This is a genomic window from Winogradskyella pacifica (genome assembly GCF_013403915.1).
Lineage (GTDB): Bacteria > Bacteroidota > Bacteroidia > Flavobacteriales > Flavobacteriaceae > Winogradskyella > Winogradskyella pacifica.
The window spans coordinates 22,024-46,381 of the sequence record NZ_JABFDI010000002.1 but is presented as its reverse complement, the minus strand read 5'-3'; the positions used below and the strand labels follow the sequence as shown (position 1 = coordinate 46,381).

Sequence of the window (24,358 nt, the reverse complement as noted above, 5' to 3'; positions counted from 1 at the left end):
ATGACGAATACTACTTTGAGTCAAAGTATAAAATTACAATGATATACATCAAAAGACTAATATTTCTAATATTTATTGTGAGCTCTTGTCAATCTATAGGACAATTAAAAATTGAGTCGCGCATTATGAACGAATTAAAGGAAGTGTCTGCTGCCGAAATAGGCAAAGATTCTGGCATTGTTTGGGTGATTCAAGATGCGGGAAATAGCAATCACCTCATTGGATTAGACAACGATGGAGATGTGGCAAGAAACATTCTTATCAGCAATGCCAAAAACAAAGACTGGGAGGATTTAACTTCTGATAATGAAGGCAACATCTACATAGGAGATTTTGGAAACAATAAAAAAAAGCGGAAGACATTTAAAATCTATAAAGTAAATCACGCCGATTTAAATGCCAATTCAGCCGTTGCTGAAATCATTGAATTTACACTTCCCAAAGAGCAAAAACCTGAAGATTTCGAGTCCTTTTTTATTTACAATAACTCCTTTTACATTTTTAGTAAAGAGAAGAAGAAATTCAGTGTTTTAAAAGTTAAGAATAGCATCGGAAAGCAAGTTGCAGAGTTACATTCGGAATATAAATTTAATGGTAAAAACAATAAAATCACCTCAGCCGATATTAGCGACAATGGCAAAACAGTGATACTCTTAAATCATGATAAATTATGGAAAATCACAAATTTTAAGCGTGACGATTTTTTCTCTGGATCTATAACTGAACATAAATTTGATCACAATTCTCAAAAAGAAGGAATTTGTTTTAAAACCGACTCTACGATTATCATTACAGATGAAAGAAAAGATTCTGAAGGAGGTTATATTTATTCTTTTAATTTAAATTAATTCTTAAATCTCATAGCCCAAAGAATTAACCTGTTGCAACCTTTTGATGCATGATTTTATAACCGAGATATCTGCTTCATTTTTATGGTTATCTAAGGCGTCTTTTTCGAGATTTTTTATCTCCTTAATCACAACTTTGTTATAGTTTTCGTTTAATACATTACTATTTTGAAGTAAATATTGCAACATTAAAAACAGCTTCTGCACAATAATAATATCATGCTTACAGTAGGTTCTAAGTGATGCCATCACATTATAAAGCAACTGTTCAAAACTTACTGTTTTAATAAATATAAGCGCGGTTTTATCCTCACTGAAATAATAACTTTTATCTTTCTTAGTCATCCGCAATGCAAATAACTCGGTAAGATAATCGATGCTATTAATACAGGTTCCTGGGTCGTTAATACCAGGCGACATTGCTTTTAGCGCAATTTCGGTTATCTGTTTAAACGCTAGTACGTAGTTATCCTCTATAAGTTCGCTATTAGAAAATGTTATGGCTTCTGCTAGCTTTTTTTCTAGGTCTTCATCGCTGTCACCTTTATATTTTAAAATCGGGATACCTTTTAAAACATAAGCTCCTTTTATAGGCACAATTTCAATTTTCAATTGATGTTCTTCTGCTAAATCGGCTAAAGAATTCAAGCTCACATCTTGCATATAACCTGTTGAATCTGCCATAACTTCTTTCCAATTAGAGGTATCTTCAAACTCGGTATCAATATGCTTTTCGGCTTCAATCAGCTTATCTAATCGTAATTTCGATTTTTTGAAGATTTTATCCATTATTGTATTCACTTGAATTTCCTGTGAAATAGAGTGAATAAAATAAATGAACGCTCCTAAACTCAGCGTCATAAAAACAATACCTAATAACACCGAAAAACCAGGCATTTGGTATTTATCGCCTTGAGGTGTTATGGAAACCAATGTAAAAATGCAGTAAAGCAAAGTGGAATTATAAATGCCTAAAATAATTTGATGTCTTCTATTAGATATCAATCCTGGAAGCAATCTAGGTGAAAAGTTACTAGACGCCTGATTCAATAAAATCATCACCAATGAAAAACTAAACACCATTATAGAAATTAATCCGGCAACAAATGTGGTTAGTAAGCTTCTTGCTGTTTCGGCATTATTAACGACTAAAATAGGTGCATGCTCAACGAGGTATTTAGAAATGCCTATACTCTCTAAATAAATCATGAAGAATGCAAAAAGCATCCCAAAAAGACTAATAATTGAAGGGTAAAAAGCAATATTACTTTCTAGCTTATCTAATGACTTTATTATGTTGTATAAATACTTTTTCACGTTTGCGCGTTATAAAATTATGAGGTATTGAAAATGATCTTTCAATTTAGCGATAAGAAACACCATTATATTTTTATAACTTAACCCAAACGCATTAGGTTTTAATCGGTATCATTTTGTCCACAAACTATCCGTGAAGTAATGCTTACAATCTAAAAAGTTGTTTTCCACTTTAAAATCAGCATTTTTCGCCAAATCATTGATTTCTTCTAAGGCGTATTTCTTTGAGAGTTCTGTCCATATCAATTCATCGTAATCAAAATCAATAAACTCATCTATAGCTTTTAGGTGCACCGTTTGCTTTCTAAGGCTAACGATATAGCTCTTTACATCTCCAGTCATTGGATTGTAATGGCAATAAAAATCGAAATCATCAATCTTAAAATCGGCATCTAACTCTCTATTAATTCTGACCAATAAATTCAAGTTAAAACGCTTTGTAATACCATGCTTGTCATAATACGCATTCTGAATAGTAATTGGGTTTTTCTTTAAGTCGAATCCAATTAAAAGCTTGTCACCACGTTTCATGTTTTTATTAAAAAGCTCTAATAATTCTTTGGCCTTATCTTCTAAGTAATTTCCGATATTACCACCTAAAAACAGCAATAAACTAGGAAAATCACTTTGCCTGTTATCCTTTAAGATTTCAAAATAATCACCCACTTTTGGATGTATTTTTAAAGCTGGTAATTTTTCTTTTAATCGTTGCGTGAGAATATCTATAGCTTCTTGAGAAATGTCTATGGGTATATAATGAAAGTCCACATTGTTATTCACTAAATATTCTAACAGTTTAAACGTTTTAAAACCATCACCAGCGCCCAATTCTACAATATTAAAAGGTCCTGAAAATTTTAAGGCCTCACTAATTTGTTTGGATTGCATAGACAAAATCTCAAACTCTGAATTGGTTGGATAATATTCTGGCATATTCATTATTTCCTGAAATATGCGACTACCATTATCATCGTAAAAATACTTAGACGGCAAGTGTTTATTTTTGGCAGTTAAGCCTTTAAGCACATCTTTTGAAAAGTTATCTGTCATTTATTTTGCTAATCTAATTCCTGAATACAGCCAACGCATGTCTGGCTGAAAAAAATTTCTATAAGTTGGTCTGCAATGATTTTTTGAAGTCGCCACTGAGCCACCTCGCAATACCATTTGATTCACCATAAATTTACCATTATACTCACCAAGCGCACCGTCTACTTTGGTGTAATTAGGATAAGGTAAATAGGCACTATTGGTCCATTCCCAAAGCTGACCGTAATTAAACTTGGGTGACGCTACCTCCCATTCAAACTCGGTTGGTAAACGCATACCTTTCCATTGTGCAAAGGCAAAAGCTTCATAAAACGTGATGTGAGTTACAGGTAAATCGCCATTAACCTCAACAAAACCGTTAAGCGTATATTGCATCCATTTGCCATCGACCTTATACCAATACAATGGAGCTTTTAAATCATTATTCTGCACAAAATCCCAACCTTCAGCATGCCAATAATTAAAATCTTCGTAACCACCTGCATCTATAAATGCTATGTATTCTGAATTGGTGACGAGTTGATTTGAAATCTCAAAATCATGAAGATATACCTTATGTCTTCCTAATTCATTATCAAAACAAAATCCATCTTCATTATGACCAATTTCATAAATGCCTTCTTTAATTTGAAGAAATTTTTGAGGTTCGTTTTCAGCTTGTAATTGAATTTTATAATCTAAAACAGGAAATGAAGGCTGGTTCCCAAAAATATATTTGATATCGTAAATTAATAGTTCTTGATGCTGCTGTTCGTGCTGTAAACCAATTTCGATAATATTTGAAATATCTTCAGAAACACCTTTCGAAATAAATTCTGAGAGCTGCGCATTAACATAAGCTCTATACTCTAATACCTCTTGCAACGTTGGTCGTGTCATTAAACCACGTTCGGCTCTCATTACGCGTTTGCCAACGTTATTGTAATAACTATTAAAGTAATAGGCAAAATCGTCGTTAAATACTTTGTAATCTAGCTGATATTCAGTCAATACAAACTGCTCAAAAAACCATGTGGTATGTGCCAAATGCCATTTTGGGGGCGACACAAATTCTGCGGGTTGGATGGATACATCTTCCGCCTGAAGCGATTTACAAATCAGTTCTGTTTGATGTCTAACGTCTAAAAAGCGTTCTTTTGAAATACTATGTTTTGTTATGGTTTCCACGTATAAATCTATATTATTTCAGTTTCAAAAATAACTTCGCTCGCTATGGTTTTATGTACAGGACAACGTGACGAAATACTTTTTAAACGGTCTTTTTGTTCAGTCGTTAAATCACCAACAAATTTTAGTTTTTTGCTAATATGGTCTAAGTATTTTGGCTTGTCTGTTTTGTCTTTCATGTCATCGCTATGCTTCCTAGAATGTGAAATATAAACAAATACTTCTCTCAGATCCCATTTTTTTCGCTCTGCATACATTTTCAAAGTCATTACCGTACATGCTGCTAATGCGGCATTGAGATATTCGTATGGTGAAGGACCGAAATCACTCCCACCAACACTTGCAGGTTCGTCAGCAATAAACGCATGGTTTTTAGTTTGGATTTCTGTAGTAAAATTATTTTCAATAATATTTAAATGACCAACTAATTGTTCTCCCTCTGTGCTTAACATTTTATTCTTAGTCTTAGGAAAATAGCGCTTTGCCCAAGTACCTATAATTTCGCCAACATACTGACTATCTTCTTCCTTAGACAATAAATGATCTGCATTATCTAAAGTGATAAAACTCTTAGGGTGGTGTGCTTTTTTATACAATTGCTCCGCATTCTCTATACCTACGATTTTATCGAAAGGTGAATGCATAATTAACAATGGTTTACGTAAATTTTCAACTATAGAAGGTAAATCTGTTTTGTCAAATTCTTCAACAAAATCTTTATTAATAACAAATGGACGTCCACCAATATTAACCTCAACGGGTCCTTTTTCATCTGTTGCGTCAATTTGGTGAGAAAACAAATGCTTTACATGATTTACTGTTGATGGTGCACCTACAGTAGCAACCGCCTTTATAGTTTCTAGTTTTGAAGCGGCAACTAATACTGCTGCTCCCCCTAATGAATGACCAACAAGCAGACTTGGTGCTTGGTAGTGCTCTTCCATATATTGATGTACATCTAGTAAATCGTCAACATTTGCAGAAAAATGACTATCAGCAAACTCGCCTTCACTTCTACCTAAACCTGTAAAATCGAAACGTAAAACCGCAAATCCATTTTGAGTTAATGCTCTACTCACATTTCTTACAGCACTTAAACTACTGCTACACGTAAAACAATGCGCAAAAATGGCGTAGTAATTTGGTTTCTGATTGGCTGGTAATTCTAAATTAGCATTTAGAGTTATACCTTTTCTATTTTTTATTTTGAGTTTTGTGCTTTTCATAACCTAATTTTAGTCTTCAATTGTTACACCTCTCCAAAAAGCTACATGATTTTTAATCCCTTTTGCTAATTCTGATACTTCTGGGTAAAACCAGGCTGCATCTTTATTTTCCTTGCCATCAACCTCTATAGTATAGTAAGATGCTGTGCCTTTCCAAGGACATACGGAATGTAATTCACTTGGTTTAAAAAACTCCTTATTTATACTCTCATGAGGAAAATAATGATTGTTCTCTATGACGATAGTATCAGTACTTTCGGCTATGACTTTATTATTCCAAATTGCTTTCATCTCTATTGCTTTTTAATATCTAACAGGAACTTTTATTTTTCCTAATTGTGTTCACTTAATTTCTATCTGTATTCTGGGTTTTCGAAAGACCAATGTGTACCACTGTCCCATGCTTCTCGAGAATTACCGTAATTACTATAGCCTTTATTTTCTTTCAATAATTTAGCTAAGTGTAAAAGATTGTAGGTCATAAATGTGGTGTTTCTATTGGTGAATTCAGAATCAAAACCTACTGGTGGGTTAATGGTTTTATCCTTCCATTTGGTATCCCCATAACTTGGTCCTGGTCCTACTTCTCCAATCCATCCACAATCGGCTTGCGGTGGAATAGAATACCCTACATGTTGCATAGCATATAATATACCCATGGCGCAGTGTTTTACTCCATCTTCATTACCTGTAACCATACATCCTCCTACTTTACCGTAAAACACATACTGTCCTTTATCATTGGTCTCTCCACTCATAGCATACAAACGTTCAATTAGCTTTTGAGCTTCAGACGATTTTTCACCTAACCAAATTGGTGTTCCTACGATTAAGACATCGGCTTCACTCACTTTTTTATAAATACTTGGCCAATCATCTTTTTCCCAACCGTGTTCTGTCATATCTGGATACACACCAACCGCCACATCTAAATCTATAAGTCGAATTGTTTCAAAAGAAACATTCTCCTTTTTTAGGATATTTTGCGACACCTCCATAAGTGTTTCTGTATGACTTACAGCAGGTGATTTCTTTAATGTGCAATTGATGTATAATACTTTTAGTTTTGAAAAATCCATAGTTCTGTTTTTTTTAAATTAAAAATTAAGAGCTGCAACTCAGCATTGAGCAACCGACTTTATGCCTTGCCCATTCCGGACGCTTGGCAAACCATTTTTCATACTCTGGTTGCTCATCGTAAGGTTTTTTTAATACTTGAAATAATTCATCTACCAAACCATAATCCCCCTCATCTGCTTTATCAATAGCTAACTGCGCCATATAATTTCTAAGAACATATTTAGGGTTCACAGCATTCATGTTTTTTTGACGTTCTGAATCTGTAATTGTCTCCTTATGCAATCTTTGGTCGTAAGCTTTGAACCAAACTTTCCATTGCATTAATTTATCTTGATTAAGTTCTTCTGATTTATAAAATGCGTTTTCAATTATCTCTATGCCATTTTTAGGACATCCTTTTTTGTAATTCGCTAATAATCGGAACACTATCGTCATGTCGGTTTCAGATAGCAACATGCAATCTTCAAAATTTGCCAATAATTTAGCATCTTCTTCAAGTTCAACTTGCAACCCTAATTTAGAACGCATCATTTGAAGGGATTGCTTTTCAAAATCAACTTGGTATTGATTTAAAATGGCTTCTATCGGTTCGGCTTCTTCAATTAATGGATACAATGCATTGGCTAATTGTAGTAAATTCCAAAGTCCAATATTTGGTTGATTCCCGAAACGGTAACGTTTATTTTGCTTATCTGTGGTATTTGGTGTCCATCCGAAATCAAAATCTTCGAGCCATCCATAAGGTCCATAATCTATGGTTAAGCCAAGAATGGACATGTTATCGGTATTCATAACTCCATGTACAAAACCAACGCGTTGCCAATGAATAATCATATCCAAAGTGCGTTGTGTCACCGCTTCAAAAAGTTTGATATAGGTTTCTTTGGAAGGTTTACCCAATTCGGGATAAAAGTATTTTAAGGTATAATCGGTTAACTTTTTAAGGTTTTTGATATCATTACGAGCTGCAAACAATTCAAAATTACCAAACCGAATAAAAGTAGGTGCTGCTCTAGCAACTATGGCTCCTTTTTCATAATCGGCATTACCATTGTAAAGCATATCTCGTAAAACATCATCTCCAGACACCATTAAACTCAATGCCCTCGTCGTTGGCACACCTAAATGATGCATGGCTTCACTACATAAGTATTCGCGAATTGAAGAGCGCAACACCGCTAATCCATCACCTTGCCTTGAGTATGGTGTTTCACCCGAACCTTTGAGTTGAATTGCCCAACGTTTACTGTTTTCTTCAATTTCAAATAAATTAATAGCTCTACCATCACCTAATTGCCCGGCCCAATTACCAAACTGATGCCCTGCATAAGCCATGGCATACGGTTTTGTTTTTGGATAAATTTTTAAACCCGAAAAAACGTCTAAAAAATCTTTTGATTTAATAGCCTCTTCATCTAAACCAATGGCGTTTGCCATCTCTTTTGAAGCATGAATTAATTTTGGTTGCGATGGAATTCTAGGGCTAACATAAGAATGTGTCGCTTCAGTTACTTGACGCCTACTATTCTCTGTATTAGAATCTGAAGGTAATTCTTTATTAAATGTATCTTTTATATGTAGCTGCATCTATCTTACTTGACATTTGAGTAATATGATATGTAAATTCACTATTGCAATAAACCAATTAATATTACAATTGTTTATAAAAATACGATTTCATATTAACTCATTTGACAAATCAACGCATTGAGTCTTAAAAATTTTAATTGAAATTTTAAAATCCCTTAAAATTATTAAGCAAAATCAAATGAAACAGACAGCACTAAATTATTACCTAGATAGTGGATATAGCTAAATATATTTATTCAAATTATTTCTTAACAAGACTGATAGCAAAACCTCCACCTTCAGCTAACTTTACATTTAATTTAGAGTCTTTACTCACCTCTATTTTTTCTATAGAAATAGCCAAAGGATTGTTATCCCAATGTGCATTTTCGCCATCTTTATAAATGATAACCTCATACGTTTGGTCCGCATCTAAAAAGTCGAAAACAACATCTATGTTTCTTGCATTTTCGTCTGTGATACCTCCAACAAACCAATTTCCTGTTTCTCTTTCCTTTCTGGCAATAGTGACATAATCACCTACAACACCATTTAAAACTTTAGTCGTTTCCCAATCCACTCCAACATCTTTTATAAATTGGAAAGGTTCTGGGTTAGCCTCATAATGTTCTACCAAATCGGCAGCCATTTGCACCGGACTATAAATAACCACATACAAGGCTAATTGTTGAGCCAATGTGGTATTCACCTGGTTGTCTTTTTTAAACTCATCGAACTTAATATTAAAAATACCAGGTGTAAAATCTATTGGTCCAGATAACATTCTTGTAAAAGCTACAATTGGTAAATGTTCTGGAGGATTACCACCATCTGTTGCCCAAGCATTAAATTCTTGACCTCTTAAACCTTCACGCGAAATTGTATTAGGATACGTACGTCTTAAACCTGTCGCTTTAATCGGCTCGTGGGCATTGATGGCCACTTCATATTTAGCTGCTTTTATAACCGTGTTGTTATAATGATTTACCATGTATTGACCGTGATGATATTCTCCTTTTGGAAGAATCTTTCCAACGTAACCGGTTTTTACGGTATGCATGCCATATTTCTGCATCAATGCAAAAGCAGTGTCTTGTTGTTTGGTGTAGGTTTCTGTTGCAGCCGAAGTTTCGTGATGCATAATAATGTCCACTCCTTTCTCTTTTCCATAACGCACCACTTCATCAATATCGTAATCTGGATAAGGGGTTATAAAATCAAAAACACCTTCTCTATCTTCAAAACCAATCCAATGTTCCCAACCGGTATTCCAGCCTTCAACTAAAACTCCACCAATATCGTTTTTTGCTGAAAAATCGATGAAACGTTTTACATTTTCGGTATTCGCTCCATGGGTTCCATTAGATTTACCACCATCTGTCCACGTACTCATATCTTGCGTCATCCCGTAATCCCAAGATGATTTTCCTAAATGCATTTCCCACCAAATACCAGTATATTTCATCGGTTTAAACCAAGACACATCTCCAAGTTTATTAGGTTCATTCAAATTAACAATAAGATTAGACTCAATTAAATCTGGCGCGTTATCTGTGATATGAATTGTTCTCCAAGGAGTGTTAAATGGCATCGTTCGCTTTACTTTATAATCTGTATTTTCTGAACCTACTAAATTACTCTTCAAGTTAAGATTTTCTGTATCCACTTTTAAAGTCATCCCTGAATAATCTACTAAAGCCGCTTCATGAAAACTTAAATGTGTGCCATCAGCTCCCACCATAGTAACTGGTGTATTTACCGCATTTTCTGGAATATAAGTTTGCGCTAAATTTTTGTGATTAGCGAATTGTAAAGCATTAATTTCTGACAATGCTGTCGTGTTATATAAATGCTCATAAATATCCCAATCACCAGGAATCCAAAATGTATTGTAATCTTCTGTAAGGTTGAATTCGGTGTGTTCTTCCGTGATAAAAATATCCCCTTTTAATCGTGCTTGCTCTGGGAACTCATATCTAAATCCAATACCGTCATCATAGACTTTAAAGACGATATTTAAAAAGCGCTCTGGACTTGTTTTTTCTTGAAGCTCAACCTTTAATTCGTTATAATGGTTAACCACATCTAACTGTTCTCCCCAAGGCATTTGCCATGTTTCGTTAAACGTTGAACTGCTTGTATTTTTAATTATGAAATTCTTATGAAAAGCAGGAGCATCTTTAAATTCAAAACCTAAATAAGAGGTATCAACAACGGTTTTATTGTTGAATTTAACGACGTAATATGGACGCCCTTCTGTATTAACATCGAAATCAACTACTAGGTTTTTATTTGGTGATGCAACTTCAGTCTTCTGAGTCTCTTCTGACTGACATGAGCAAAAAACTAATGCAATTAAGAGTGTAATTAAAGGTGTTTTCATATTACTTTTTATTTAAATCTTTAAGATAGTATGCAAGATATTTAAAATCTATTCCCGCTCTAACAATACCGTGTTAAACTTAGTGTTTATAGTGACTTTTCCATTTTCTACAGTTGCTGTTTCTCCAGAATAGGCATCACGTAGCATAACGCGTTCTTGAAATACCTTAGAGACATCTATCACTTTTTCTTCTTTTTCGAGATCTAAACCAACAACAACTTTATCTTTAAAATTACCGTTTTGGTAACTTCTAGAAAAATAATAAGGAGCGTCTGAAATCATTTGGTGAGTTCCTGCACCAACAGCAGGATGCTTAGCTCTAAATTGCCCTAGTTTTTGCCAGTGTGTTAACACCTCTTTTGTTCGCTTATTATTTGCAATAGAATCCCAATTCATCATAGAACGTAAGGTTGCATCACCTTCTGTACCAGCAATTATAAGTGACCTTGAAGATTCATCACCATAATAGACCTGAGAGGTTCCTGGTGATAACAATAGCTTATTGGCGGTTTCGAAAGGTTTTTTTCTCTGAGCGTCAAAAGGTTGACCATCATCGTGCGAACTTAAATAATTCACGGTTCCGAATCCTTTTAATTCATCATGTAAAATAGCATTATAATGTGTGAACAAATCTTCATAACCTTTGTCTTTTGAATTGTATTTGAACTCAAAATTTATCAAACTCTGAAAACTTGGTGGATTAAAATAATTCACTTTTCTGTCGCCAAAATTAAATTCCTGACCTGTACTTGCACCGTAATTATAGACTTCACCAAGCAAGTAAAAATTATTATCATCTAAAACCTTGTCAGGATTATTCTTTTTGTATTCGGCAAAAGCAAAATCACATTCCACTTTAAATTCCTGCCAAACATAGTCTTCTACATGTTTTACAGTATCTACTCTGTAACCATCGACTCCAAATTCTGTGATGTAATCCGTTAACCATTTCATGATGTAAAAACGTGGGGCTCTTGGGTGACCTGTTCTTTCAAAAAATGCATCGAGTTCTTTTACTTCTTGTTCGTAGCGACCTTCTGCTTTCCACTTTTCTACTAATTGTGGTGGTAATTCTACATTGTCATTACTTTCTGTTCTTATATCTGGCAGATTAGCAACTAAGGTGCAACTCACTGTATTTTCATAATTATCGTAAGAACATTGTTTATCTGTTCTTACCCAATCTTCTGGCCAAACTGGATCTTTTTCTGTTACTGGTCCTGTATGATTAATCACAGCATCTAATACAATTCTAATCCCTTTTGCATGTGCTTCTTTTACCAACGCGTGCAAATCCTCTTTGGTTCCAAAATTTGGATCCATACTTGTCCAATCTTTGGTCCAATAGCCATGAAAACCATAAGTGACTCCAGTGCCTTCATCTGTTCCACCATGAATTTGCTCAACAATCGGTGTCATCCAAATAGCATTGATTCCTAAATCGGTAAAATAGCCTTCTTTTATTTTTTGAGTGATGCCTTTAATATCGCCTCCTTTAAAACCTCTTAGCTTTGCGGTTTCTTTGGTTCTATCGAAATTGATATCGTTAGATGTATCTCCATTATTGAAACGATCCGTTAATAAAAAATAAATATTAGCAGCTTCCCAAATAAATGGAGTCTCTATAATTTCTGGCGTTTCCATTGCAGTTGTTTGGTTTTCGGTGTCCTTATTTTTGCAACTCAAAGTGATAAGAATTAGGGTAAATAAAAATAGTTTTTTCATCTTTTGTGCCCATGAAAATGGGTGACTTTTTATTAGACTTTTTTTAAACCTACAAGGTTTTTGAAACCTTGCAGGTTGGATAATTTAAAACCTGACAGGTCTAGACCTAGGTTTGCGAGACTTTAATTAATCTTTAATACGAAAGATTCTAATGGCTTCATATCAATTCTCACTTTAGCTTTACCATTTTCAACGTTTAAAGTTGAAGTATATTGATTATACAATTGGTCTTTTACGTCATAGTCTCCATCTTCTAGTTGTAATTTCTGAACTAAATCTGCTGGTAATTGCAATTCGAATCCATAAGTGTTTTCTGCATTAAAGTTTGAAATGATAATTAATTTTTCATCATCACTCCAACGCACAAACGACAAGACTTTATCATTATACCATTCCGTGTTTTGATGATTGTAATGTTGAATATCTTGATAGTCTCCCATTAAAGCCGAACTATTTATAGTAAAATTCAACAGTCGCTTATAAAAATCTCGAAGTTCTAATTCCTCTTTTGTAGATTGCCCACCATCAAACTTTTTATCGTTGACCCAACGCACATAACTAGGCACAGAACCATAATCGAAAATTGACGTTCTCGTTGGATCTCCAAAACCTAAATCTTCTGCGCCAGCATCACCAAATTCTTGTCCAAAATAAATCATCGTTGGTGCTGTAGAAGATGTTGCAGAAACAACCATTGCTGGTTTTCCTTTTTGTGCGCTTCCTGCAAAATCTGGACTCGCAATACGTTGCTCATCGTGATTTTCTAAGAAGTGAAGCATGTGGTGCTCAATATCTGATAAATCTTGTAAAATTGGAGGTATATTATCCGTACTGCCGTGACCTTGCATGACGTGTTTTATAGTATCGTATAATTGCACCTTGTCATAGAGGTAATCCATTTTTCCTCTCTTAATGTAATCTCTGTATAAACTCGGATTATAAACCTCAGCTAATAAAAACGCATCTGGATTTTTCATCTTTACATGCGAATTCATATAACTCCAAAACTCAACTGGCACCATCTCTGCCATATCATAACGGAAACCATCGACTCCTTTTGCTGTCCAATACAAAGCAATATCTTTAAATTTTATCCATGAACTTGGCACGGTTTTATCCTTCCAAAAGTCGAAATGCTTTTTGTAGTCTTCATTGTCGAAACCGTCTGGTAATTCGTTAAAATCTTTTCTCCCATCAGGACTTACTCCGTAATTCACTTTTACAGTTTCGTACCAATCATTAACATCTGGTTGTGATGCTCGTGAACCATTTCCTGTCCATTTTGCCGGAATTTCTTCAAACTTACTATCTGCTAATGGATGTTGTTCTCCACCTAAAGGTTGGTAACCGTGTTTCCACTCTGGGACTTTAAATTCTTCTCCAGGATTGTAATAAAAATTATTATTAACGTCGTAAGTCTTAGTTTTATCATCGTCTGCTCCAAAATCGGTTGTCCCTTCAGGATTGGTTAAACTTTGATAATTACGAGCCACGTGATTTGGAACGATATCAATAATAACCTTTAAACCTGCTTTATGCGAACGCTCAATTAGGGCTTCAAATTCTTCTAATCGGTTGTCTACATTGACGGCTAAATCTGGATTTACATTATAATAATCCTTCACCGCATATGGTGAGCCTGCACGACCTTTTACGATATCTGGATCGTCATTTGAAATCCCGAATTCCGTATAATCGGTAATCACATCGTGATGCGGTACACCTGTATACCAAATATGTGTGACACCTAAATCTTTTATTTCATTTAGCGCTTTATCTGTGAAATCGTTGAATTTCCCAACACCATTTTCTTCAAGTGTTCCCCAAGGTTTGTTAGTGGTATTCGTATTACCAAATAAACGTGTAAAGACTTGGTAAACGACTTCTTTTTTCTTCATTTCTGGTTTAATTTCTTCTGATTTAGGCAACTCTTTCACTTCGTTTTTACAACTTACAAGCAACGTAAAAACGAAAACAATTAAAATAAGATTTTTTATATGCATTGCATTATTTTTTTAATTTGATTTTTATCGTTTTCAATTTATTTATGGCAAACCATTTTATTGGTATTGTCAACATATTATTTTCTGAATTCCAATTAACGGATTCTTTATTATTGTTAACTGTAATACTTCTTGGCTTTTTAGCAATATTGTGAATCACTAGTTTAATAGATTTTAGATAATCAAAATCTACTTTTGACATCATCTCAAACTCAAAATTTAGAACGTTACGTTTTCCTTTTGCTCTATAATTGATAATCTCATATATTTCATTTAATTTATTGTTTCCTCGATCATTATAAAACTCACGATCGCTTTTAGTAATGGAAGCATCATGATAATAGTGTAATTCATAATTTACTGAATCATATTCATCTGTGCTTTGAACCACTTTGGTAAGCGGCACAAAACTTCCCCCTCTCACATAGGTCGGAATAGAATTTTCTTTGAGTTGAACCATTTTTGTTTGTCCACCTACAATTCTCTCATGAGTATAAAAATCGAACCACACATTATCCTTTGGAAAGTAAACCTCCTGTTCGGTAAGTCCTGCTTCTAAAACTGGAGATACCAAAATATCATTTCCCCATAAATAGGTTTTTGAGTAATTGAATAATTCAGGATTATCAGATTCCTCAAAAAACAATGGTCGCATTAAAGGTTTCCCGAATTGGTTGTTTTCATAAACCAAATTGTAATTATAAGGCAATAATTTGTAACGTAATTCAATGGCTTGCTTTGCTAAATCTTTTGCTTTCGTACTTCTAAAAACAGGTTCGCTAGGTACATCTTCTTGTGCATGTGGTCTAAAAATTGGATTGAAAACTCCGTATTGTAACCAACGTGCATACAACTCATCATCTAAGTTTGCGCCTGCAAATCCACCTAAATCAGAATGCATATATGCCAAACATTGCATTCCCATTTGTAGGGCAATTTCGGGTTGACTTTGTAATCCTCCCCAAGTTCTGTTCACATCTCCAGACCATGGAATCATACCATAACGTTGCGATCCAGAATAGCCAGCTCGCATTAAAATAAATGGTCTTGTATCTGGAAAATCGCGCTCATAACCTTCGTGGATTAATCGCGCCCAATCGTGTCCATAGATATTATGAACTTCGTCTGCGCTACCTGTGTGATGCTGCACCCAATTAGGATGTACTTCGGGTTCACCTAAATCTCCCCAAACTCCTGCAACACCTTTATCAGCTAATCCTTTATAGATGTTCCAAAACCATTTTTCAGCTTCGGGTTTGTAAATATCTATGAGCCCTGTATTTCCAAAATAGAAATCGTATTTCGCAGGATTTCCGATTGAATCTTTAGCCAACACATCTTTTTCAACAGCTTCATCCCATTTTTTAGACGTGGTTAAAACAAACGGTTCTGTGATGGTTATGGTTTTAACTCCTTTATTATTCAGACGTTTTACCATGCCTTCAAAATCAGGAAAAGAATCTCTAAACACTTCCAAATTTCCCATGGTGCCTTTTAGATCTTTTCCGAACCAATATAAATCGAGAATAATCGCATCTACAGGTATTTCTTCTTCCTTGAATTTATCGATGGTCATTTCTACTTCTTCCTGAGAATGATACCCAAAACGGCTTGAGAAATTCCCCAACGCCCAACGTGGTAACATGGGTTGCTTTCCAGTTAAGTCGGTATAATTATTAGTAATATCATACCAAGAATCTCCAACGATAACTTGATAGGTTTTTCTACCAGAAATGGTTTCATACTTTAACGTATTATCTCCTTTGCTATCCAAATCTAAAAAACCGATTGGTGCGTTATCAAAATGAATCATGTATTTGTTAGACGACAACACAATTGGTAAGGTGAAATTCATTAATTCACTATGTGTTTCATAACCGTAATGTGCTCTGTTATATAATTGCAAACGGTGTCCACGACGATTCATTCCTAAAGCTCTTGCTCCGCCGCCATATAAAACTTCATCTTTAGTAAGATTGAATTCTATGGTTTCTAAGCTGTCGTTTTTTACGTAACCTGCTTTTTCGGAAGTGATGAGTTTGTCTTTGTAGTAGTAGGATATTTGGAATGGGGTTTTAGTAACCTTAATTTGAATGGTTTTTGATTCTATTACAATATCTTTTTCGTTCTCTGTTACTTTGAAAATTGAAAAATTCGGTTTTCCAACTACAGCGTGTGATTTTAACTGTAAAGTTTCGCCAGTTGGCAAAAAACTAGTTTCAACTATTTCTGATGAATACGAGATAAATGTGTAAATACCGTCGCTTACTTTAACAGATGGAACTCCCGTATTTGCCCACGAGAATGATTCAAATTTCCTTTCTGTGTTTTGGGCTGTTAGAGAAACTGTAAAAAATAGAAGTGCTAAATTTAAAATTAAGTGTTTCATTTTATAATTTTATACCTACAAGGTTTTTGAAACCTTGCAGGACTAGTATTGTTTGGATTTTTTAGACCTGCTAGGTTTTAAAAACCTGCAAGGTCTGATATCATGTATCATTAGGTTTTACTTACCCAACAAAAAAGTTAATGGTTCATCTAATCTCTTATTCCAAGAATTTTCAGAATGATCTGTCCCTTCAAAAAATAAGTTCTTAGCATCCAATTCTGTATAGCCTTTAGATTTTAAAATATCGTCAACTCTTGAAGCGTATTGCGGGTAATGTGCATCTAAGGTTTTGTTACCATAATCGAAATACAATTTATGACTTCCTGCTTGTGGTAAATTTTCTTCCATATACTTAAAAATCGCATCAGGATAAGGATTATTTACCATTGGCATTGCACCAACCCAATGTGTTGACAAACACGCTGCACCTCCAAAAATATCGGGGTATTCACTCACAGCATACATAGACATTAAACCGCCCATACTAGAACCTGCTACCAAGGTATTTTCTCTATCTGTAGCGACCGAATATGTTTTATCAATAACAGGTTTTAATTCTTCGACTATAAATTTTAAATAATCATCTCCTGATAAATCGGTATTAAAATTATTTTTCTTCGCTAATGCCATCAAAGAATCTTTAACTTTAACATCCATATAATCTATAGCCTTTTCAGGAAACAGATCTTGCCAGCGGATTTTAGGAATATTATGAATCCCAACAACGATAAAATCTTTTACAGTGCCTTCCGACATTAATTTTGAAGCCCATTCATCTATTTTCCATTCTTGTTTATTCCAAGTGGTGATTGAATCGAATAAATTCTGACCATCGTGCATATACAAAACGGCGTATTTTTTATTTTCAACATAGCTTTCAGGTATCCAAACATCTACTGCTCTTGATTGGATATATTTTGAAGGAAAACTATCAACACGATGAATTTCACCTTTAAAAAGTGTGGCATTTTTTAAATATTGAAAGTTAACATTTGGTGAATCTGTTACAACTTCGGGTGTCGTTATTTCTGTTGTTTTTGTATCATCTTTACACGACACAAAAACGAATAAACAAACTAGTATTATTAATAATCTTCTCATCCTAATTAGTTTTAGTTGTTAAAATTACACTTCCGTTTTGATTTAATTTTAGAGTTGTATTCCAAATTAGTGTTTCATCGGAAATGATATTTTTCAACGTTTTTCCTTTAAGTTCTAATTCTTCAAATCGTTCTAAATCTATCTCTAGAGGTTCCTCATTTTTATTGATAATATGAACTATGGCTTCATTTTCTGTCATTCGTACTAAAACATAAACCCCATCTTGTGGTGCAAAATGTACCGTTTTACCATTATGAATAGCGTCGCTTGTTTTTCTGTAATTCAATATTTTTTTAAGAAAAGACTGCATCTCTTTTTGAGCATCTGAAAGTCCTTCTCCTGTAAATGCATTAATGGCATCACCTTCCCATCCACCAGGAAAATCAGTTCTTATTAAACCATGGTCTCCTGGGTTATCAAAATCATTCATTAAAATTTCTGTGCCGTAATAAATTTGTGGAATTCTTGGCATCATTAATAAGTAACTTAAAGCCATTTTGGTTTTGGTAAGATCTCCATCGAACTCTGTATAAACACGACTCTTATCATGATTATCTAAAAATGCCATAATATCTTTTGGTGATGCATAAGCAAAATCATTAGCTAAACCTTCGTACATTTTTACGAGACCTTTGTCCCATGATTCCTCTTCGTTTAAGGCATCAACTATATTTTTCTGCATCGCAAAATCCATAGTTGATTTTAAGTTAGAATCGTATTGGTCCTTATTTTTCTGACCGTCTTGCCAATAGCCAATTAAAAGCGGATTGTAACTCCATTCTTCTCCAACAATTGAAAAATTAGGATATTCAGACATAATTGCACCTGCCCAATTCCTCATAAATTCTTTTTCGGAATACGGATATGTATCTTGACGAATACCTCCTAAACCTAAAGTTTCTACCCACCAAATACTATTTTGAATAATGTAATTGGCCATAAACGGATTCCGCTGATTTAAATCTGGCATATCAGACACAAACCAACCATCTGCCATTTCCTGATGATCTTTTTTAGACGCATAAGGATCTTGGTTAGTAGTACGTCTGTGATTGGATGTTTTAGTCACTTTCCAATCCCAATTATCAATGTTTTCTTCGTATAATTCTTGGTAATTTATCCAATCTTTAAACGGTAAGTCTGTCATCCACCAATGCTGTAACCCACAATGATTCGCCACCTGATCCATGATGAGTTTCATATCTCGCGATCTTAAATCATCGGCTAATTTTCGATATTCTTCTATGGTTCCAAAACGTGGATCTACTTCGTAAAAATCCGTCATCGCATACCCATGATACGAGCCACTTGGCATATCGTTAGTTAAAACCGGACACGGCCAAACCGCTGTAAATCCTAAATCGTCTATATAATCTAAATGTTCTGCAATTCCTTGAATGTCGCCTCCATGCCTAGCGTAATCATCCGCTCTATCAATTCCTTGTTGAAGTAATCCTTTTACCTCATCATTTTTAGGATTAGCGTTTGCAAATCGGTCTGGTGTAATTAAATAAATAGCATCAGAACTATCGAATCCGACATAATCTTCAGCTGGTTTTTCTCGTGATTTTAATTCATACGTTTGAACTCGTTCTGAACCATCTTCCAGTTTAAATCTAATATTAAATTGTCCTGCTTTTGCAGTTTTAGAAATTTTTAAATCTAAAAAGAGATAATTAGGACTATCCGCTTGATGAACTTTAGTTATAGAAACACCTTGATAAGAAATTTTAGGTGTTGCGTTTCCAATATTTGGATGCTTAACCAACAATTGAACACTTTGATTTTTAAAACCTATCCACCAGTTTGGAGGTTCAACACGTTGAATGTCATTTCTAATTTCTGTAACGATTTCAGAAACAACTTTTTCTTGAGGCGTCTCCTCTTTACATGATAAAACACCAAGACATATAACTATTACTAAGATTTTGAGTACTTTCATATTATTGATATTTTGACATTCAGGTTATAGACCTAACTGGATTAAAATGGATTCTAATTCATTTTATTATGTAAAAATACCTACAAGGTTTTGAAAACCTTGCAGGATATTAAAATTATGATTGTTCAAGTATCATTAGACCTTTTTAAACAAGGCTAGAAGATTTAAACCGTTACTAAATTATTAGGACTTATAGTTAGTTCTTTACCATTAACTAAAATTTGTAAATCGGTATCTCCTTCCAATTGAAATTGCGTTTCATTTTGATTAACGCTGACTTTAATTATCTGATTTCTAAAATTCACTTTAAAAGAATAAGCATCCCATTGGTTTGGAATTTTAGGCTCAAAAGACAAGGTGTCATTTTTAATACGCATACCACCAAAACCTTCAACAATACTCATCCAAGTACCAGCCATTGAGGTAATATGTAACCCTTCGTGTACTTCGTGATTATAGTCATCTAAATCTAATCGCGATGTTCTTAAATAGAATGTATAGGCCTGATCCATGCGATCTAACTTAGCTGCTTGAATACTATGCACGCAAGGAGATAATGAACTTTCGTGAACTGTAAAAGGTTCATAAAATTTGAAATGGCGTTCTAATTCTTCAGTTGAAAAATCATCTTCAAAGAAATAGAATCCTTGAAGAATATCCGCTTGCTTAATATATGGTGAACGTAAGATCCTATCCCAAGACCATTTTTGGTTAATTGGTCGTTGTGCTTGATCTAAATCTTCAACCGTAATTAGTTCTTTGTCTAAAAAGCCATCTTGTTGTAAAAACACATTATGTTCTTCTGAATATGGGAAATACATGTTGTCGGCTACTTTTTTCCAAAGCGCTAATTCTTCATGTGAAATATTTGTTTTCCCTGAAATTCTTTCAAAATCAACACTATGACCTTCCTTTACTTTTTCAATCGTTTCTAAAGTATAATCAATACACCATTTGGCAATATAGTTAGTGTACCAATTATTGTTAACGTTGTTTTCGTATTCGTTTGGTCCAGTAACACCCAAAATCATGTATTTATTCTTATGGGTAGAAAAGTTGGCTCTTTGGTGCCAAAAACGTGAAATTCCGATAAGAACCTCAAGTCCCATTTCTGGAATGTAACTAAAATCTCCTGTATACCTATAATAGTTGAATATTGCAAAAGCAATGGCTCCGTTTCTGTGAATTTCTTCAAACGTAATTTCCCATTCGTTATGGCATTCTTCACCATTCATCGTAACCATAGGATACAACGCCGCTCCGTTTGAAAAACCTAATTTCTGAGCATTTTCGATGGCTTTTTCAAGATGGTTATAACGGTATTTTAAAAGGTTTCTAGCAACTTCTTGGTCTTTTGTTGCCATGTAAAATGGAATACAATAGGCCTCAGTATCCCAATAGGTACTTCCTCCGTACTTTTCGCCCGTAAATCCTTTTGGACCAATATTTAAAGTGGCATCTGTACCTGAATACGTTTGGTTTAGATGAAAAATATTAAAACGAATACCTTGTTGTGCTTTAACATCACCATCAATTGTGATATCTGCCATATCCCAAATTTTAGCCCAAGCTTCTTTTTGGTTGTCTAATAACTTAGAAAAACCAGCGTCTGTAGCTTTGCTTAATATAGACTTTGCCGCTGCAACTAATTCATTTTTATCATGATTACGATCTACCGTATAACCACCAAATTTATGAATGGTATACGTTTCATCTTTCTTAACATTATAAGTATAACTGAAAGACGCCAAATGAGCATCTGAAGCAAAATCTGGTTTATTCACTACAGATTTACCATCAATAAAAACTTGAGATTCCATAAACGTACAGGTATAGAAATCTGTTTTCATGGTTTTAGCCTGAATAAAGGCTTGATTATTCTCGTGACTCACATTTAAAGTATCCCAAAACTTATCATCCCAATTGGTATCTTCGTTTGTTATACCTGAATCTAAATAAGGTTCGAAAGTAATTTCCGCATCAGAATTTAAAGGTGTGATGTTAAAATCAATTGCTCCAACTTCGTCTAAATCTAGACTTAAGAATCGTTTGGTTTTGACTTCAACTTCAATATCATTTTGAAGCGTGGCCACGAAACTACGCGATAACCAACCCACTTTCATGTTTAATTCTCTTCGAAAGTCTTTCACGTTTTTACAGGCGAATAAATCGAGTTGCTCGTTATTAATAGTTACATTAATTCCTATCCAACTTGGCGCATTCAATACTTTAGCAAAATATTCTGGGTACCCATTTTTCCACCAACCTACTCTGGTTTTATCGGGATAGTAAACGCCAGCAATATAGCTACCTTGAAAGGTTGGGCCTGAATATTTTTCTTCAAAATTGGCACGTTGTCCCATCGCACCATTACCGATACTGAACAAACTTTCTGATGCCTTTACCTGATTTGGGTCGAATCCTTCTTCTAAAATTGACCAGTTGTTTGGGATGATGTAATCTAGGTTCATTATAATATTATTTAAAAATCTCTAAATGAGACGTTTTACTTTTGATTAATTTTCGATTAGAGATTTTATAAAATCATCTGAGATTTCAGTAAAATCATTGAATACGTATGTGGCATGCCCTAAGACATCTTTACTCCCGATTCCTATTGAAATCATATTTGCCGCATTCGCAGCAGTAACACCTGCGACTGAATCTTCAAAAACGATACAATCTTCTGGCTTTATATTAATTTCCTTCGCTGCTATTAAAAACACCTCTGGATCTGGTTTTGCTTTTGTTACATCATTTCCATCTACAATAGCATCGAAACTAGATTTTAGGTGAACACGATCTAAAATTATTCTAGCATTTTTACTTGCAGAACCTAATGAAATAGGCTGATTTTTTTCTTTTAAAGTGTTAAGCACTCTTGGAACATCTGGTAGTATTTCATTCTCATCCATTTCTGCGATGTAACTTAAATACTCTTCGTTCTTTTTACTCATGAGTTCGTTAAACAAATCTTGCGAAATGGTTTTATTTCCCCAAGCCAAGATTTTTTCTAAAGAACGCACACGGCTTACACCTTTAAGTTGTTCGTTTTCTTCTTCTGTAAAATTTATATCTAAACCTTTAGCCAGTTGTTGCCATGCTAAAAAGTGATATTTTGCGGTATCTACAATGACACCATCTAAATCGAATATGAATCCTTTTTTGTTCATCTATTTATTTTTGAATAACGTCATCAACGTCTTTAACTTTTGATACTAATGCTGCTGCGATTAAAAAACTAACACCACTCATCATTAAAGCAAATATGGCTTGATTACCATATGCATATTTAACAAGAGGCCCACCAATTAAGGCGTTAATTATTTGAGGAATTACAATGAAAAAATTAAAAATTCCCATATAAACCCCCATCTTTTTTGGAGAAATTGAACCTGCTAAAATAGCATACGGCATCGCTAAAATACTTGCCCAAGCAATTCCTATACCAATCATAGAAACGATAAGCCAGTTTTTGTCTGGCATGATGTAAATTGAAAGTAGCCCTAATCCACCTATGACCAATGATATCGCATGTGTACGTTTTCTTCCTATTTTCTTAGCGATATAAGGAAGTGCAAACGCATAAAACGCAGAAACTAGATTATACACTCCAAAGAGAATACCAATCCAATCACCAGCATCCTGATACGTAGAACTGCTACTATCTGTATAAGGCAAACCATAAATATGCTGAGCAATTGCCGGTGTAGCAAATACCCACATCCCAAAAAGACCGAACCAAGAAAAGAATTGCACCCAACTTAATTGACGCATTGTTGTTGGCATTTTTCTGAAATCATCGAAAATATCGAAAAGACTCGATTTTTCGTCATCATCTACGTGTTCCTTATCAGAACCTTCGTGTTGATCTTCAAAGCTATTTAATTCTTCTGGAGAATATTCTTTTGTGGTTACAACAGTTACTAAAATTGATATAATTAAAATAACGGCTCCAATAATAAACGATAAAATTAAATTTGTTGGAACAACACCTGCAATCGTCTCATTTGAAACACCAAACCAATTGGTTAATGCATAAGGTAACCAAGACCCAATAACGGCCCCGAATCCTATTAAAGCGGTTTGAATACTAAAACCTGCCGTACGCTGATCGGTTCTTAAATTATCACCTACTAAAGCCCTAAAAGGCTCCATAGCAATATTAAAAGAGGCATCCATAATCATAAGCATTCCTGCTCCAACCCATAGTGCTGGTAAAAATGCAATGAACATGTCTGCTTGTGGCATAAGCACAAGACCAATTGACGATAGAATGGCACCTACTAAAAAATAAGGTTTTCTTCGTCCTAATTTACCCCAAGTTTTATCGCTATAATATCCAACAATTGGTTGAACGATTAGCCCCATTAAGGGTGCAATGATCCAAAACCATGATAGTTCGTGAACATCTGCTCCAAAAATTTGAAGAATTCTACTTGCGTTGGCATTTTGAAGGGCAAAACCCATCTGTATCCCCAGAAATCCGAAACTCATGTTCCAAATTTGCCAGAAACTTAATCTACGCTTTTCCATTAAAATAGTATAATTAGAGTTA

The 24,358-nt window shown here is 34.4% G+C and carries 17 protein-coding genes; 1 reads left to right on the top strand and 16 read right to left on the bottom strand.

The features are described 5' to 3' along the window. Positions 1-125: 125 nt before the first annotated feature. Complete coding sequence (locus tag HM984_RS02005) at positions 126-848, top strand: hypothetical protein (protein WP_257018435.1); 723 nt, start codon at positions 126-128, stop codon at positions 846-848. A gap of 3 nt (positions 849-851) precedes the next feature. Here HM984_RS02005 and HM984_RS02000 read toward each other — a convergent pair whose 3' ends face one another. The 16 genes from HM984_RS02000 to HM984_RS01925 form a co-directional block, all read right to left on the bottom strand. Next, positions 852-2,165, bottom strand: a complete 1,314-nt coding sequence (locus HM984_RS02000) for a DUF2254 domain-containing protein (protein WP_371312041.1) — start codon at positions 2,163-2,165, stop codon at positions 852-854. Positions 2,166-2,276: 111 nt separating this feature from the next. After that, positions 2,277-3,215 (bottom strand): L-histidine N(alpha)-methyltransferase, encoded by a 939-nt coding sequence (locus HM984_RS01995; RefSeq protein WP_179347914.1) that lies wholly within the window; start codon positions 3,213-3,215, stop codon positions 2,277-2,279. Continuing rightward, the gene (egtB, locus tag HM984_RS01990) at positions 3,216-4,373 is read right to left on the bottom strand and encodes an ergothioneine biosynthesis protein EgtB (RefSeq protein WP_179348123.1); all 1,158 of its coding nucleotides are present in this window, start codon (positions 4,371-4,373) and stop codon (positions 3,216-3,218) included. A gap of 17 nt (positions 4,374-4,390) precedes the next feature. Then, positions 4,391-5,608 carry a bifunctional alpha/beta hydrolase/OsmC family protein gene (locus tag HM984_RS01985; RefSeq protein ID WP_115807973.1) on the bottom strand — a complete coding sequence of 406 codons (1,218 nt, stop codon included), beginning with the start codon at positions 5,606-5,608 and terminating at the stop codon, positions 4,391-4,393. A gap of 9 nt (positions 5,609-5,617) precedes the next feature. Continuing rightward, entirely contained in the window at positions 5,618-5,899 is a 282-nt protein-coding gene (locus tag HM984_RS01980) for a DUF427 domain-containing protein (RefSeq protein WP_115807974.1), read from the bottom strand. Between the two features lie 62 nt (positions 5,900-5,961). Further along, the gene (locus tag HM984_RS01975; protein WP_179347913.1) at positions 5,962-6,687 is read right to left on the bottom strand and encodes a flavodoxin family protein; all 726 of its coding nucleotides are present in this window, start codon (positions 6,685-6,687) and stop codon (positions 5,962-5,964) included. Between the two features lie 25 nt (positions 6,688-6,712). After that, on the bottom strand, positions 6,713-8,275 hold the full coding sequence (locus tag HM984_RS01970) for a protein adenylyltransferase SelO (RefSeq protein ID WP_179347912.1): 1,563 nt from the start codon (positions 8,273-8,275) through the stop codon (positions 6,713-6,715). 244 nt (positions 8,276-8,519) lie between these two features. Beyond that, positions 8,520-10,640 (bottom strand): glycoside hydrolase family 97 protein, encoded by a 2,121-nt coding sequence (locus HM984_RS01965; RefSeq protein ID WP_179347911.1) that lies wholly within the window; start codon positions 10,638-10,640, stop codon positions 8,520-8,522. 48 nt (positions 10,641-10,688) lie between these two features. Next, entirely contained in the window at positions 10,689-12,365 is a 1,677-nt protein-coding gene (locus tag HM984_RS01960) for an alpha-amylase family glycosyl hydrolase (protein WP_179347910.1), read from the bottom strand. A 122-nt stretch (positions 12,366-12,487) separates the two neighbouring features. Beyond that, positions 12,488-14,368 carry an alpha-amylase family glycosyl hydrolase gene (locus HM984_RS01955; RefSeq protein WP_179347909.1) on the bottom strand — a complete coding sequence of 627 codons (1,881 nt, stop codon included), beginning with the start codon at positions 14,366-14,368 and terminating at the stop codon, positions 12,488-12,490. Positions 14,369-14,372: 4 nt separating this feature from the next. Further along, a complete protein-coding gene (locus tag HM984_RS01950) occupies positions 14,373-16,757 on the bottom strand; it encodes a TIM-barrel domain-containing protein (protein WP_179347908.1) in 2,385 nt (794 codons plus the stop codon). 117 nt (positions 16,758-16,874) lie between these two features. Continuing rightward, complete coding sequence (locus HM984_RS01945) at positions 16,875-17,858, bottom strand: alpha/beta hydrolase (protein ID WP_179347907.1); 984 nt, start codon at positions 17,856-17,858, stop codon at positions 16,875-16,877. 1 nt (position 17,859) lies between these two features. Continuing rightward, a complete protein-coding gene (locus tag HM984_RS01940; protein WP_179347906.1) occupies positions 17,860-19,800 on the bottom strand; it encodes a glycoside hydrolase family 13 protein in 1,941 nt (646 codons plus the stop codon). A gap of 164 nt (positions 19,801-19,964) precedes the next feature. Next, the gene (gene mdxK, locus HM984_RS01935) at positions 19,965-22,271 is read right to left on the bottom strand and encodes a maltose phosphorylase MdxK (protein WP_179347905.1); all 2,307 of its coding nucleotides are present in this window, start codon (positions 22,269-22,271) and stop codon (positions 19,965-19,967) included. Between the two features lie 45 nt (positions 22,272-22,316). Beyond that, positions 22,317-22,973 carry a beta-phosphoglucomutase gene (pgmB, locus tag HM984_RS01930; protein WP_115807984.1) on the bottom strand — a complete coding sequence of 219 codons (657 nt, stop codon included), beginning with the start codon at positions 22,971-22,973 and terminating at the stop codon, positions 22,317-22,319. A gap of 4 nt (positions 22,974-22,977) precedes the next feature. Next, entirely contained in the window at positions 22,978-24,336 is a 1,359-nt protein-coding gene (locus tag HM984_RS01925) for an MFS transporter (RefSeq protein ID WP_179347904.1), read from the bottom strand. Between the last annotated feature and the right edge of the window lie 22 nt (positions 24,337-24,358).